A 14,102-nucleotide genomic window follows, 5' to 3' on the forward strand; every position below is an offset into this window, starting at 1 on the left:
CAGATAAAAAAGGAGGGTTCGTTCCATTTATGCGTGTATCTAATGTAACCGTTCGAAAAAGATTAATTGCTGCATTATTTATTGGGTTATTTGTGTTTTTAATTATTGATGTTCGCTTGGGCTATGTCCAATTTTTTATAGGAAATGTTCTCACAGATGGGGCCAAAGAATTATGGAGTAGAAATATCCCTTTTGAGCCTGAAAGAGGAGAAATTGTTGATCGGAACGGAGTCGCTTTAGCAACCAATGTAAGTGCACCAACGGTTTACGTCGTCCCGCGACAAATTACCGAGCCTGACGATGCTGCTGAAAAGTTAGCCGCTACACTTCATTTATCTAAAGAGAAAGTATTTGAAGAAATTACAGAGAAAAAGTCGAGTGTAAGAATTACTGGTGGCAGAAAAATCACCCATGAAAAAGCAAAAGAAGTAAGATCATTAAATATAGATGGTGTATATATCGGTGAGGATTCTAAAAGGCATTATCCATTTGGCGATTATCTATCCCATGTCCTCGGTTTTGCTGGCGTTGATAATCAAGGGCTGATGGGTCTCGAATTATACTACGATAAAGAACTAAGTGGAGAAAAAGGATCGGTCAAGTTTTATGCTAATGCCAAAGGACAAAGAATGAATGATATGGCTGACGATTATCAAGCACCTGTTGACGGTAATACATTAAAGTTAACTGTTGATACAAAAGTACAAACAATTATTGAGAGAGAACTTGACAATGCCGAGGCTAAGTATAATCCTGATGGGTTAATAGCGATTGCGATGGATCCAAATACAGGAGAAATTCTTGGAATGTCTAGTAGACCGACATTTGATCCTGCAAATTTTCGTAATGTACCTGCAGATGTGTATAATCGTAATTTACCTATTTGGAGCTCCTACGAACCAGGATCAACTTTTAAAATTATTACATTGGCAGCCGCATTAGAAGAGGGGAAAGTTGATCTAGATCATGACCATTTTCACGATCCAGGTTATGTAGAAGTAGGCGGAGCTAAGCTTCGCTGTTGGAAAAAAGGTGGACATGGTTCACAAACCTATTTAGAAGTGGTACAAAATTCTTGTAACCCAGGTTTCGTTAATCTTGGTGAACGGTTAGGAAAAGAAACCTTATTTAAATATATTCATGATTTTGGTTTTGGAGAAAAAACGGGGATTGACTTGCAAGGAGAATCTACAGGAATACTATTTAACTTAGATAAAGTAGGGCCAGTAGAGCAAGCGACAACGGCATTTGGTCAAGGGGTATCAGTCACACCCATTCAGCAAGTTGCCGCCATTTCTGCCGCCATAAACGGGGGAACATTGTATACACCATATATTGCTAAAGAAATCGTTGATTCTAAAACAGGCGATGTCATAAAACAAGTCACACCTGAAGCGAAACGAGAGGTAATATCAAAAGAGACATCAACCGAGATTCGCAGAGCATTAGAAACCGTAGTTGCTCAAGGGTCAGGTAAGAATGCATTTGTTGAAGGGTATAGAGTAGGTGGTAAGACAGGAACAGCCCAGAAAGCTCAAGGTGGTAAATATCTGGAAAACAACCATATTGTTTCCTTTATTGGCTTTGCACCAGCTGACGACCCTGAGATTGTCGTTTATACAGCTGTTGATAATCCGAAAGGGACGGTCCAATTTGGTGGTGTTGTAGCGGCTCCGATTGTTGGTAACATTATTGGTGATAGCTTACGAGCTATGGGAGTTGAACCTAGGAAAGATCAAGTAGAAAAAGAGTATGCTTGGCCAGATACACCGCTTTTAGAAGTACCTGATTTAGTAGGTATAACAAAATTGGAGTTAGGTGAGATGATGATTAACCTTCAAATTGAAGCTAGTGGACAAGGAGATACAGTTGTAAAACAATCGCCTCTTCCTGGTACAAAAATCAAAGAAGGTTCCACCATACGCCTCTATTTCAACGATGAACAGCATGATGACACTGAGGAAGGCGGCGATTAAAAGCCGCCTTTTTCTAAGTTTATGATTATAATCAATCATCATATGTAACAAAGGAGCTAGAGATTGAGTCCAATTATTAGTAAGGTTTAAATGGCGTATAATGGATGAAAAGAAGGCTTTTGGTGGATCAAGTGCTATTATTTTTATAGAAAAAACCGTTTAAACGAGGCATTTATAAGAAACTCATAGAAAATTATCGCTGAATCATGTAAAATATTATACGCCTATCACCTTTAACGCATAGGTTAGACAAAATGATCGTAAAATGTTTTATGAGAAGTTTGTATGAGAGGAATGGATTTTTATGAAATTACATACGTTGCTACAAAAGTTGCAACCTTATCTTCAATATAATGATGTAGACAATATTGAAATTCAATCAATTGAAAATGATAACCGTAAAGTAGAAGAAGGTAGCTTATTTGTTTGTATAAAAGGCTACACAGTTGATGGTCATGACTTTGCTGCTTCAGCTGTCGAAAAAGGAGCAGTAGCCGTTATTTCTGAGAAGGAGCTCTCCTTAAAGGTACCCGTGATTGTTGTGAAGAGTACAAGAAGAGCACTATCTTTACTTTCAGATGCCTTTTACGGGCAGCCAAGTCAACAGTTACACTTAATAGGTGTGACAGGTACAAATGGGAAAACAACGACAACACATATCATTGATAAAATTTTATCAGATGCTGGTCAAAAAACGGGTCTGATGGGCACAATGTATACTAAAATTGGTCAGCAAAAATATGAAATTAAAAACACAACGCCTGAGAGTCTTACTTTACAGAGAACATTTAAAAAAATGAAAGATACTGGCGTCACATCAGCAGTGATGGAAGTGTCATCTCATTCATTAGATGAAGGTAGAGTACATGGTTGTGATTTTGATGTAGCTGTATTTACAAATTTAACGCAAGACCACCTAGATTACCACCATACAATGGATGAATATCGTCGTGCTAAAGGTCTTCTGTTCGCACAACTGGGGAATGCCTATCATTATGATCGACCGAAATATGCTGTTTTGAATGTAGATGATCCAGCGTCATATGATTATGAAAAATCAACTTCCGCATATATACTAACGTATGGAATTGATCGAGATGCGGACTTTCGGGCAAGAAATATAGAAATGAATGCTTCTGGGACCACATTTGAATTAGACAGTCCAATCGGAAACTATTCTCTTCATATTCAGTTAATAGGAAAATTTAGTGTATATAATGTATTGGCAAGTATTGCTGCAGCTTTTGCTTCTAATATTTCTATGGAGCAAATTATCCAGTCTGTTGAAAGTGTAGCTGGCGTTGCAGGGAGATTCGAAACGGTAGATGCTCATCAAGATTTCACCGTTATTGTAGATTACTCTCATACGCCAGATAGTTTAGAGAATGCATTAAAGACAGTGCAACAATTAGCAAAGAAACGAATCTTTACAGTTGTCGGTTGTGGAGGAGATAGAGATCGTACGAAAAGGCCTTTAATGGCTCAAATTACTTGTAAACATAGTACTGATGCTATATTTACATCTGATAATCCCCGTACCGAGGACCCTGAAAGTATTTTAAAAGACATGGAAGCTGGTGTGAAAAACGAATCTTATGTTTCAATTATTGATCGAAAAGAGGCTATACAATATGCAGTGAATCAGGCAGAACCTGGGGATTGTATATTAATAGCAGGTAAAGGTCATGAAACATATCAAATAATTGGTCATGAGCATTTTGATTTTGATGATCGATTAGTAGCGAAGGAAGCCATTGAAAAAAAAGAAAACAAGTAGTAAATGACTAAAAAAATAACACGATCATGAATGATTGATTGAAAGGTTTAGAATATATGATAAAACGATTAAGAAAAAAACAAGTAAAACAATTCTCAATACCCGTTAAAGGTTGTGAACAATGATGATGGAGCAAGTGATATTATTTACAATTATTCTAGGTTTTTTAATTACCGTACTCATTTCTCCTTTGTTCATACCTTTTTTAAGGAGACTTAAATTCGGTCAAAGCATAAGAGAAGAAGGACCAAAATCCCACCAGAAGAAAACCGGGACGCCTACAATGGGTGGCTTAATGATTCTGTTTTCAATTACATTAAGTACGCTCATTATGACTGCTAAATTCCAAGGACCGACAAGTACCACATATTTGCTGCTTCTCGTTACTTTAGGTTTTGGTTTATTAGGATTCTTAGATGATTTTATTAAGGTAGTGATGAAAAGAAACTTAGGTTTAACTTCATTGCAAAAACTAATCGGACAGATTATTATTTCAATAATATTCTTCTTTGTATTAAAGCAAACCGGTTTTAGTACAGAAGTAGCGATTCCTTTAACTGATTTTTCCATTGATTTAGGATGGGGCTATGCCTTATTTATTATTTTTTGGCTCGTTGGGTTTTCAAATGCTGTGAACTTAACAGACGGGTTAGATGGATTGGTAAGTGGGACAGCAGCAATCGCATTTGGTGCATTTGCCGTCCTTGCTTGGAGTCAATCATTATTTGAAGTATCCGTGTTTTCAGTAGCAGTTGTTGGTGCACTTCTTGGATTTCTTGTATTCAATGCACATCCAGCCAAAGTTTTTATGGGTGATACAGGATCTCTTGCTTTGGGTGGAGCAATTGCGGCGATTGCCATCATGACAAAGTTTGAACTGATCTTACTAATCATAGGCTTCGTATTTGTTATTGAAACATTATCAGTGATTATTCAAGTAGCTTCTTTCAAGACAACAGGTAAACGTGTATTTAAAATGAGCCCATTACATCATCACTACGAGCTTGTAGGGTGGTCAGAGTGGCGCGTTGTTGTGACATTTTGGACAGTAGGTCTTCTTTGTGCCATTCTCGGAATCTATGTAGAGGTGTGGATGTAATGAAAACAGTGAATCATTATCATCATAAAAAAATACTCGTGTTAGGACTTGCTAAAAGTGGTGTCGGTGCGGCATCTCTACTACATAAGTTAGGTGCTTTTGTAACGGTAAATGACTATAAACCTTTAGATGAAAATCCGGAGGCACAAAGCTTATTACAGCAAGGTATTACCGTGATTTGTGGAAGCCATCCAGTCGACTTGCTTGATGAAGGGTTTGAATATGTGGTAAAAAACCCTGGCATTCCATATAGCAACCCTATTGTCCAAGGGGCGATTGATAGAGGGTTGCCGGTTATTACGGAAGTAGAACTTGCTTATCAAATCTCCCAAGCTCCATTTGTTGCTATTACTGGTACAAATGGCAAGACAACAACGACAACGCTCATTAATGAAATCTTTCAGGCTGCTAATAAGTCTTCGCTTATTGCTGGTAATATCGGAAAGGTATCTTCTATCGTTGCGGAAAACGCGAAGAAGGAGGATACAATTATTATTGAGTTGTCTTCTTTTCAATTAATGGGAATTGAAGCATTTCGCCCGAAAATTGCTATTTTAACCAATCTTTATGAAGCACATATTGATTATCATGGCACAATGAAAGAATATATCAGTGCAAAAGCGAATATCACAAAAAACCAAACGAAGGAAGATTACTTCATTGTAAATGCTGATCAAGAGGCAGTGATGGAAGTAGCTGCCCATTCGAAAGCGACAATTATCCCGTTTTCTACCACTAATGAGTTGGAAAAAGGTGGATATGTCAAGGACGGCATTATTTACTTTAATGAGGAAGCAATTATATCTATTGCTGATATTGTTCTCCCAGGGGCACATAACTTAGAAAACATACTATCTAGTATCATTGCTGCCAAATTGTCCGGTATTGATAATGAAGCCATCTATCAAGTTTTAACGACTTTTCAAGGAGTAGCCCACCGTCTACAGTTCGTTGGCGAAAAGGATAAAAGACGTTTTTATAATGATTCAAAGGCAACAAATATTTTAGCGACAACGAAAGCTTTAGCTGCCTTTGATCAGCCTATTGTTCTTCTAGCTGGCGGTCTTGATCGTGGTAATGCCTTTGATGAGCTTATACCAGCACTTACAAATGTGAAAGCTGTCGTAACTTTCGGTGAGACGGCTGAAAAAATTGACGCTGCTGCCGCTCATGCAGGGATAAAAAGCATTCTACATGCCAATAATGTGGAAGATGCTGTGCCACTGGCTTTTGACCTTTCAAAAGAAGGAGATATTATCTTACTTTCGCCCGCGTGTGCAAGTTGGGATCAATATAAAACTTTTGAAGTAAGAGGAGACATTTTTATAGAAGCGGTGCATAAGCTTAAGTAAAGGGCTTGTCTGCCGGTTCAAATGATCCTATTCCTTGAGCTAAGATTGATTTTGTTCGGTAGAGGAAACTGCAAACAGCCCTAAAACTTGCATTTAGAGGTGTGTTGACTTTGCCAACTAAAAAAGCCACTCCAGATATGATATTAATTATTGTTACGCTCATGCTCTTAGCTGTTGGATTAACGATGGTTTATAGTGCCAGTGCCATTTGGGCAGATTACAAGTTTGATGACGCTTTTTTCTTCGCAAAAAGGCAGTTACTATTTGCAGTTGTGGGTTTAGTAGCCATGTTCTTTCTTATGAATGTTGATTATTGGACATGGAGAACATGGGCAAAAGTCATCATCATTGTTTGTTTTGTGTTGCTATTATTAGTATTAATACCTGGTATAGGAAATGTTAGAAATGGGTCAAGAAGTTGGATAGGGGTTGGTGCATTCTCTATTCAACCTTCCGAGTTTATGAAACTAGCGATGATTGCTTTTCTCGCTAAGTTTCTTTCCGAAAAGCAGAAACTCATTACCTCATTTAAGAAAGGCTTAGTACCTTCATTAGGCCTAGTATTTCTTGCTTTCGGCTTAATCATGTTACAGCCTGATTTAGGCACGGGAACTGTAATGGTAGGGACTTGTATAGTAATGATATTCGTGTCAGGTGCAAGAATTAAACATTTTGCATTTTTAGGTTTGATCGGTATAGGAGGCTTTGTTGCTTTAGTACTCTCTGCACCTTATCGAATCAAAAGAATTACTTCCTTCTTAGATCCTTGGGAGGACCCTTTAGGAAGCGGATTTCAAATTATACAATCTCTTTATGCAATTGGTCCAGGTGGGTTATTCGGTTTAGGTTTAGGAGAAAGCAGACAGAAATTCTTCTATTTACCAGAACCACAAACAGATTTTATTTTTGCCATATTATCTGAGGAATTAGGTTTTATAGGGGGCACATTCGTGATTTTACTCTTCGCTCTTCTTTTATGGAGAGGAATTAGAGTAGCGCTTGGTGCACCAGATTTATATGGTAGTTTTTTGGCAGTAGGGATTATCGCCATGGTTGCCATACAAGTAATGATTAATATTGGTGTAGTCACAGGTTTAATGCCAGTAACTGGTATCACTTTACCATTCTTAAGTTATGGAGGATCTTCATTGACCCTTATGTTAATGGCTATTGGTGTGCTGCTTAATATTAGTCGGTATTCTCGTTATTAATGAAACCCATTTTAGGGTTTCTTTTTTTGCTGATAGGAGAATCGCAAATTAAAAAAGAATATATAGTTAAAGCTTCAATTAAGTGGTATTACTTGGGTTAATTTGTTAGTGTAGAACATTCATTTATTTCAAAAGGGAAAGAGTTTTTCCAAATTCATTACATTTGCATGACATTGTAGGTTATCATTTCTTCCTTTCAGTGCAAATATAGTAGAATAGGATAAAGTAAGACTAGTAAACAGTAAGGAAACTAACAGCTTTGTTTGAGGTGAAAGCATGAAAATTGCATTAAGTGGTGGTGGCACAGGTGGACATATTTACCCTGCGCTTGCCTTAATACGAGAAATTCAAAAGCAAGATAAAAACACAGAATTCTTATACATAGGTACTAAAAATGGGCTAGAGGCATCAATTGTTCCTCGTGCAAATATACCTTTTCAGTCAATTGAAATTTCAGGATTTAAAAGAAGCTTATCTTTAGATAATGTGAAAACGATTTGGCGCTTCTTAAAAGGTGTTCAAGATAGTAAAAAAATGTTGAAGGAATTTCAGCCAGATGTCGTAATTGGTACAGGTGGTTATGTATGTGGGCCAGTTGTATACGCTGGTGCCAAGTTGGGAATTCCAACAATCATTCATGAACAAAATAGTGTACCTGGTTTAACTAATAAGTTCCTTAGTAAATATGTTGATAAAGTGGCTGTATGCTTTGATGAAGCTGTGGCAAGCTTTCCTAAAGGAAAGGTAGTTATGACGGGGAATCCTAGAGCAACAGAAGTGCTTGGACAAAATGCCATTAATGGTAAATTATCTGTCGGTCTAGATCCAGCTAAACCATCTGTGCTGATTTTCGGTGGTAGTAGGGGAGCAAGGCCGATTAATGATGCCGTGTTAAAAACATTTACCCAGTTAGCATCTAGGCCGTATGAAGTATTATATATCACCGGTGAGGTCCATTATGAAAGTGTAAAGAAAGAGGCTGAATTGGCTGGAAATCCCGATAATATCAAAATCAAACCTTTTATTCATAATATGCCAGAAGTATTAGCGGGAACGGACCTTGCTGTAACGAGAGCGGGTGCAACAACCCTTGCTGAATTAACATCATTAGGCATCCCAAGTATATTAATACCAAGCCCATATGTAACGAATAATCATCAAGAAAAGAACGCGAGAGCATTAAGCGACCATGGCGCAGCAGAATTACTCCTAGAAGGAGATTTGAGTGCGAATAAATTAATTGAATCGATTGACCGGATTTTATTAGATGAGGACAAAATTGTCGCAATGAAATCTGCTGCAAAGAAGATAGGCGTCCCAGATGCAGCCGATCGGTTATATAATGTCATGAAAAAATTAATGAAAGATAAGTAGTAATGTAGCCCATTCTTGATGGTATTAGCATAATATAGAATGACGATACAGAGAGGGCGGATGTTATGCAGAGCGTATTTAGTGAGTTGAAAAACGTTATAAATGGAACGGTGAAAGAAAAAGAACCGCTTGCTTATCATACAACGATGAAAATAGGTGGACCGGCCGATATTTTTATTGAACCTAAGACAATAGAAGATTTGCGTAAAGCGATGGATGTTATTGTCTCGCATAAAATGAAATGGACTGTCATAGGAAGAGGCTCTAATTTACTAGTAGCTGATGATGGCATTGAGGGAGTAGTTATTAAATTCGGTAAAGGCTTTACCCACCTCGAACTAGAACAGGAACTCCTGAGGGTCGGTGCAGGATATCCCCTTGTAGCATTAGCTACCAAAGTGAGTAAACAAGGGTATGCAGGGCTAGAATTTGCAAGTGGAATTCCTGGTTCTGTTGGTGGAGCAGTCTTTATGAACGCAGGTGCACATCAATCAGATATCGCAGCTATCCTTGAGAAAGCGAATATCCTTTTTCCGAATGGTGAAATGCACTGGTTAACAAGCGAAGAAATGAAATTTTCGTATCGAACGTCTATTTTACAAAAAGAACGACCTGGCATTGTTGTTGAAGCGATTTTTCGCTTAGTGCAAGGAGAGAAAGAAGCGATTACTGGTAGGATGTTACGTAATAAGGCTTATCGAAAAGAAACACAACCATGGGATGCCCCTTGTGCAGGGAGTATTTTTAGAAATCCACTACCACATCATGCTGGTCAGCTGATTGAAGCAGTTGGTTTAAAGGGGCATTCACTTGGAGGTGCCCAAATCTCGCCCATGCACGGGAATTTTATCGTGAATAGTAATCAGGCAACTGCTGAAGATGTTTTGGGTCTGATTCAACATGTGAAGGATACGGTATTAGCAGAGAAGGGCATAGCATTGCAAACTGAAGTTGAAATAATTGGGCGCGAGTAGCGAAAAAGACCAACTTCCATTCCAATTATTGTGATATAATCATTCAATAGAATGATGATAAGTGAATAAAGATTTAGGTATATTATCTCATTATGTTAATATATTAGTTTAATTAACCGAAAATAAGGATATATGCTGTGAGTAACGATGTACGAGGTGATGATGCTGGAACAAGGAAAAATAGTATCCATTGAAGATAGAATTCCTAAATTAAAACAGCAGAGAAAAAAGAAAGCGAACCGTAGACTCATTTTCCTACTTATTTTCTTTTTATTTCTGATTGCCTTAGTAGTTTATTTCCAGTCACCGTTGAGCAATATAAAAGCAATTAAAGTATCAGGTAACACTGTCTTCAGCAATGAAACGATTGTAGAACAAAGTGGATTAACTGAAGATATGAATATATGGAAAGTTGATGAAGCTGAGATTGAGCAAGTGCTTTTAAAACTACCAGAAATGAAAGAGGTAAAAGTAGCAACTGAGTTTCCAAATACAGTCGTTATTTCGGTGAAAGAACATAAACGAGTAGCTTATATTATGGAAGGTGAGGATTATATACCCGTTCTTGAAAACGGTAAAACTCTCTCAGTAAAAGGTGAAAGTGAGTTCCCAGCCAGTGCGCCTATTTTATTTCAATTTTCTGAAGGAAATGTGTTAGAGAAGATGATTGCGTCTCTTGGTCAATTACCAGAAGAAGTTCGTAATTCAATTTCAGAAATACACGCGACACCTAAAGAAACAGATAAAGAGGCAATTACGCTATATATGAATGATGGATATGAAGTAATCGCTACATTAGCAACCTTTGTCGATAAAATGTCTCATTACCCGGCAATTGTCGCTCAACTTGATCCCGATGTAAAAGGAATTATTGATTTGGAAGTGGGCTCTTACTTTAAGCCTTATGGCGAAGGGGGAGCTAATGAGAATGAAAAAAAACAAGAAGAGGAAGTTGAAGAATAATCAGGTTATCTTTTCACTTGTTTTCATTGGATTAGGTTTTCTGATTGCTTATTCCTTTCAATTGGCGAAAGATACAAAAGGTGACAGTAGTATAACGAGTAACCAGTGGGAGAGGGATCAGCAATTAAGAAGTGAATTGATTGATTTGGAAGAAAAAAATCTTAGCCTTCAACAAGAATTGTACAAGACTCAAGATGCTCTGCAAGAAATAGAAAAGGAATTCTCTCAAGATGAGCAAGTATATAGTAATCTTGCCGAGGATGCCGATAAATATCGAATGTATTTAGGAAAAGTCAAAGTGAGTGGCCCTGGTGTAAATGTCACTCTCTTGGACGGGGAATACAATCCTCAAGCCGATTCAGCGAATAATTACATCGTACATGAACATCATGTGTTTCAAGTTATTAATGAGTTATACATTGCCGGTGCTTCAGCTGTCGCCATTAATGGTCAGCGTTTAACGCATTCCTCTTATATTGTCTGTAACGGACCAGTCATTGAAGTGGACGGGAAGCAACACCCAGCCCCATTTGTTATATCTGCGATTGGAGATGCGGATGTTCTCACATCGGCACTAAATATTGCTGGCGGCGTTAAAGACTTACTTGTCAATGAAAATATTCAGTTTTCATTAGAAAGTAAATCAGAAATCATAATGGACCCGATAATTGGTAGTTAGTGCTTTTTCTATCATGATAGGTGTAATAATTGATGGAAAAAGAAGATAGGTGAAACGATGAACAAAAAGCAATGGGGTTTTACAATAATTACAGTCTTAATTGGTGTCATGCTAGCCATTCAGTTTAAAACGGTCAAGAATACAGATGTAAGAGATACAAGAGATACATGGCAATTGCGGGAAGATCTGCAAAATGAGGAAGCATTACGGCTTGAGTTGCTAAAGGAAATCAGATCACAAGAAGAAAAAATAGCGCAATATGAAAATAATATAGCTGCTAATAAGGAAGAGATTCTGAGAACAACATTGGATGAGCTCAAAACAGAAGTAGGGTTGACAGAAAAATCAGGTCCAGGTTTGATATTAACGATACAACCTATTGCTGAGGAATTGACTATCGGCTCACAAGTGGGGAAGGTCACACCCGATTTATTGAAGAGGTTATTAAATGAACTCAACCGTTATGGTGCGAAAGAAGTAGCAATCGGTGGTCATCGGGTAATCAACTCTACTGTGATAAGAGATATTAATAATATAACGAAAATAGATGGTTACTCTATTCAGACCTTACCGTTAGAATTGAGGGTTATTGTAGAGAATGAGCATGATGCGGAACAAATGTATAAAAGAATGCAAGTTTCTAAATCTATAGAAGACTTTTTTATAGAGAATTTAACACTCGATATAGAACTAGCGGAAAATGAGATTACTGTACCAGCCTACAATGAACCAATTCACATGACTGATATGAAGGAGGCGGGCAAGAAGAGCGAAGGAGGACATTCATAATGTGGCTACCCATCTTAGGTTTATTTATCGGGTTGTTTATCGGGTTTATGACAGATTTTCAAATTCCCGATGAATATGCCAATTACTTATCAATCGCTATTCTTGCTGCACTTGATACACTTTTTGGTGGTATTAGAGCCCATTTACAAGATGTATATAGTGAAAAAATCTTTGTATCCGGATTTTTCTTTAATATTATGCTTGCAGCAGGTCTTGCTTTTCTAGGGGTTCATCTTGGTGTAGACTTATATTTAGCAGCTGTATTTGCCTTCGGTGTGAGGTTATTTCAAAACATCGCTGTTATTCGAAGGATTTTATTAGCCAGGTGGACAAGTAAGAATGAAAATTTAGAAAAAAATTGATTTTAAAAAAGGGAATAGTTTAGTTTTGACGAATAATTTTATTAATATCAAATTTGGTTTATCAGTTTAATATATAAAGGTTTTATAATGAAAACTGCAAGAGTAAGTAACTAAAAAAAGTAGACTCGCAAAAAGGGAGGTGCCACAGAATGAACAGCAATGAAATATATGTCAGCCTTGACATCGGTACATCCAGTGTAAAGGTAATCATTGGTGAGATGGTCAATGATTCTTTAAACATTATTGGTGTTGGCAATGTAGCTTCCGAAGGATTAAGAAAGGGCTCCATTGTTGATATAGATGAAACCGTTCATTCTATTAGAAGAGCAATTGAACAAGCTGAAAGAATGATTGGCATGGAGATTAGAAGAGTGATAGTAGGTATCACAGGTAACCATGTTATGCTTCAGCCTTCTCACGGTGTAGTCGCCGTGTCAAGTGAAAATAAGGAAATCTCAGATGATGATGTAGCGCGTGTAATGGATGCTGCCCAAGTGGTATCAGTGCCACCTGAGAGAGAAATTATTGATGTTATCCCAAGGCAATTTATTGTAGATGGATTAGATGAAATCAATGATCCAAGAGGTATGATTGGTGTAAGATTAGAAATGGAAGGTACCATCATAACCGGATCTAAAACTTTATTACATAATACGCTTAGATGCGTTGAACGCGCAGGCCTAGAAATTATGGATATAACCCTTCAGCCGTTAGCAGCAGGTGCTTTCGCCTTATCTAAAGATGAGAAAAACTTAGGTGTGGCACTCGTTGATATAGGTGGTGGTTCAACAACGATTGCTATTTTTGAAAATGGTGTACTAAAGGATACAAGTGTATTGCCTGTTGGAGGGGAACATATCACTAAAGACTTATCGATTGGTTTACGAACTTCAACTGAAGATGCTGAAAAAATTAAGATAAAACATGGGTATGCTTTTTATGATCACGCTTCAGAGGAAGAGGTATTTAGTGTACCAATTATCGGCAGTGATCAACATCAGCAATTTAATCAGCTAGAAATAGCAGATATTATTGAAGCAAGAATGGAAGAAACCTTTGATCTTATTCAACATGAGATAAGAAGGCTAGGGGCATCAGACCTTCCAGGTGGTTATGTCTTATGTGGAGGGGTTGCAAATACGCAAGGGGTATTAGAACTTGCTCAAGTAGTCTTCCAGAATAGAGTGAGAATAGCCGTACCTGATTATATTGGGGTTAGAGAACCACAATATTGTACAGCAGTTGGCTTAATACAGTTTGCATATAAAAATGCAAAGATTCAAGGAAAGAACATGGAGGCAATTGTCGATCAGCCTGAAGCAAATGAAAAGAGAACACAAAAGCAAACGCAGCCGAAGAAAAGCACAGAAAAAGAGCCGGAACAAAAAGTGACATCAAGAGTTAAAAAGTTCCTTGGATACTTTTTCGAGTAGCAAAAACAAAACATTGTATTGTAATAGATTAATAGCAAGGCAGATTGTAAATTTACAGTAGATGTTAGTTAGCTATTAAACAGTTAATCATCAAGATAAATGAGCGAATCGAA

At 37.5% G+C, this 14,102-nt stretch carries 12 protein-coding genes; all 12 read left to right on the top strand.

The window, feature by feature from the left end:
* The first annotated feature begins 29 nt into the window (after positions 1 to 29).
* A complete protein-coding gene (locus LG276_RS09730) occupies positions 30 to 1,976 on the top strand; it encodes a stage V sporulation protein D (RefSeq protein ID WP_224938532.1) in 1,947 nt (648 codons plus the stop codon).
* Positions 1,977 to 2,280: 304 nt separating this feature from the next.
* A complete protein-coding gene (locus LG276_RS09735; protein WP_224938533.1) occupies positions 2,281 to 3,753 on the top strand; it encodes a UDP-N-acetylmuramoyl-L-alanyl-D-glutamate--2,6-diaminopimelate ligase in 1,473 nt (490 codons plus the stop codon).
* Positions 3,754 to 3,877: 124 nt separating this feature from the next.
* Entirely contained in the window at positions 3,878 to 4,852 is a 975-nt protein-coding gene (gene mraY, locus LG276_RS09740) for a phospho-N-acetylmuramoyl-pentapeptide-transferase (RefSeq protein ID WP_095369616.1), read from the top strand.
* Positions 4,852 to 6,204 carry a UDP-N-acetylmuramoyl-L-alanine--D-glutamate ligase gene (gene murD / locus LG276_RS09745; protein ID WP_224938534.1) on the top strand — a complete coding sequence of 451 codons (1,353 nt, stop codon included), beginning with the start codon at positions 4,852 to 4,854 and terminating at the stop codon, positions 6,202 to 6,204. Before mraY ends, murD begins: the two co-directional genes overlap by 1 nt.
* 110 nt (positions 6,205 to 6,314) lie before the next feature.
* Entirely contained in the window at positions 6,315 to 7,415 is a 1,101-nt protein-coding gene (spoVE, locus tag LG276_RS09750) for a stage V sporulation protein E (RefSeq protein ID WP_224938535.1), read from the top strand.
* A gap of 276 nt (positions 7,416 to 7,691) precedes the next feature.
* On the top strand, positions 7,692 to 8,789 hold the full coding sequence (murG, locus tag LG276_RS09755) for an undecaprenyldiphospho-muramoylpentapeptide beta-N-acetylglucosaminyltransferase (RefSeq protein ID WP_224938536.1): 1,098 nt from the start codon (positions 7,692 to 7,694) through the stop codon (positions 8,787 to 8,789).
* 65 nt (positions 8,790 to 8,854) lie between these two features.
* Positions 8,855 to 9,763 (top strand): UDP-N-acetylmuramate dehydrogenase, encoded by a 909-nt coding sequence (gene murB / locus LG276_RS09760; protein WP_224938537.1) that lies wholly within the window; start codon positions 8,855 to 8,857, stop codon positions 9,761 to 9,763.
* A 162-nt stretch (positions 9,764 to 9,925) separates the two neighbouring features.
* A complete protein-coding gene (locus LG276_RS09765; protein ID WP_318247544.1) occupies positions 9,926 to 10,726 on the top strand; it encodes a cell division protein FtsQ/DivIB in 801 nt (266 codons plus the stop codon).
* Positions 10,692 to 11,405 carry a DUF881 domain-containing protein gene (locus tag LG276_RS09770; RefSeq protein WP_289433484.1) on the top strand — a complete coding sequence of 238 codons (714 nt, stop codon included), beginning with the start codon at positions 10,692 to 10,694 and terminating at the stop codon, positions 11,403 to 11,405. The genes LG276_RS09765 and LG276_RS09770 overlap by 35 nt, the downstream gene beginning before the upstream one ends.
* A gap of 57 nt (positions 11,406 to 11,462) precedes the next feature.
* The gene (locus LG276_RS09775; RefSeq protein ID WP_224938539.1) at positions 11,463 to 12,194 is read left to right on the top strand and encodes a DUF881 domain-containing protein; all 732 of its coding nucleotides are present in this window, start codon (positions 11,463 to 11,465) and stop codon (positions 12,192 to 12,194) included.
* The gene (locus LG276_RS09780; protein ID WP_095369611.1) at positions 12,194 to 12,556 is read left to right on the top strand and encodes a small basic family protein; all 363 of its coding nucleotides are present in this window, start codon (positions 12,194 to 12,196) and stop codon (positions 12,554 to 12,556) included. The genes LG276_RS09775 and LG276_RS09780 overlap by 1 nt, the downstream gene beginning before the upstream one ends.
* 149 nt (positions 12,557 to 12,705) lie before the next feature.
* Positions 12,706 to 13,989 carry a cell division protein FtsA gene (gene ftsA / locus LG276_RS09785; RefSeq protein ID WP_095369610.1) on the top strand — a complete coding sequence of 428 codons (1,284 nt, stop codon included), beginning with the start codon at positions 12,706 to 12,708 and terminating at the stop codon, positions 13,987 to 13,989.
* The last annotated feature ends 113 nt before the right edge of the window (positions 13,990 to 14,102 follow it).

It is taken from the genome of Cytobacillus kochii (assembly GCF_044790165.1).
Lineage (GTDB): Bacteria > Bacillota > Bacilli > Bacillales > Cytobacillaceae > Cytobacillus > Cytobacillus kochii.

Excerpts from the sequence above, each read along its gene's own strand:
- LG276_RS09735 (WP_224938533.1), top strand. The coding sequence starts at position 2,281 with ATGAAATTACATACGTTGCTACAAAAGTTGCAACCTTATCTTCAATAT.
- LG276_RS09730 (WP_224938532.1), top strand. The coding sequence starts at position 30 with ATGCGTGTATCTAATGTAACCGTTCGAAAAAGATTAATTGCTGCATTA.
- LG276_RS09770 (WP_289433484.1), top strand. The coding sequence starts at position 10,692 with ATGAAAAAAAACAAGAAGAGGAAGTTGAAGAATAATCAGGTTATCTTT.
- mraY (WP_095369616.1), top strand. The coding sequence starts at position 3,878 with ATGATGGAGCAAGTGATATTATTTACAATTATTCTAGGTTTTTTAATT.
- murB (WP_224938537.1), top strand. The coding sequence starts at position 8,855 with ATGCAGAGCGTATTTAGTGAGTTGAAAAACGTTATAAATGGAACGGTG.
- ftsA (WP_095369610.1), top strand. The coding sequence starts at position 12,706 with ATGAACAGCAATGAAATATATGTCAGCCTTGACATCGGTACATCCAGT.
- LG276_RS09780 (WP_095369611.1), top strand. The coding sequence starts at position 12,194 with ATGTGGCTACCCATCTTAGGTTTATTTATCGGGTTGTTTATCGGGTTT.
- LG276_RS09765 (WP_318247544.1), top strand. The coding sequence starts at position 9,926 with ATGCTGGAACAAGGAAAAATAGTATCCATTGAAGATAGAATTCCTAAA.
- murG (WP_224938536.1), top strand. The coding sequence starts at position 7,692 with ATGAAAATTGCATTAAGTGGTGGTGGCACAGGTGGACATATTTACCCT.
- murD (WP_224938534.1), top strand. The coding sequence starts at position 4,852 with ATGAAAACAGTGAATCATTATCATCATAAAAAAATACTCGTGTTAGGA.
- LG276_RS09775 (WP_224938539.1), top strand. The coding sequence starts at position 11,463 with ATGAACAAAAAGCAATGGGGTTTTACAATAATTACAGTCTTAATTGGT.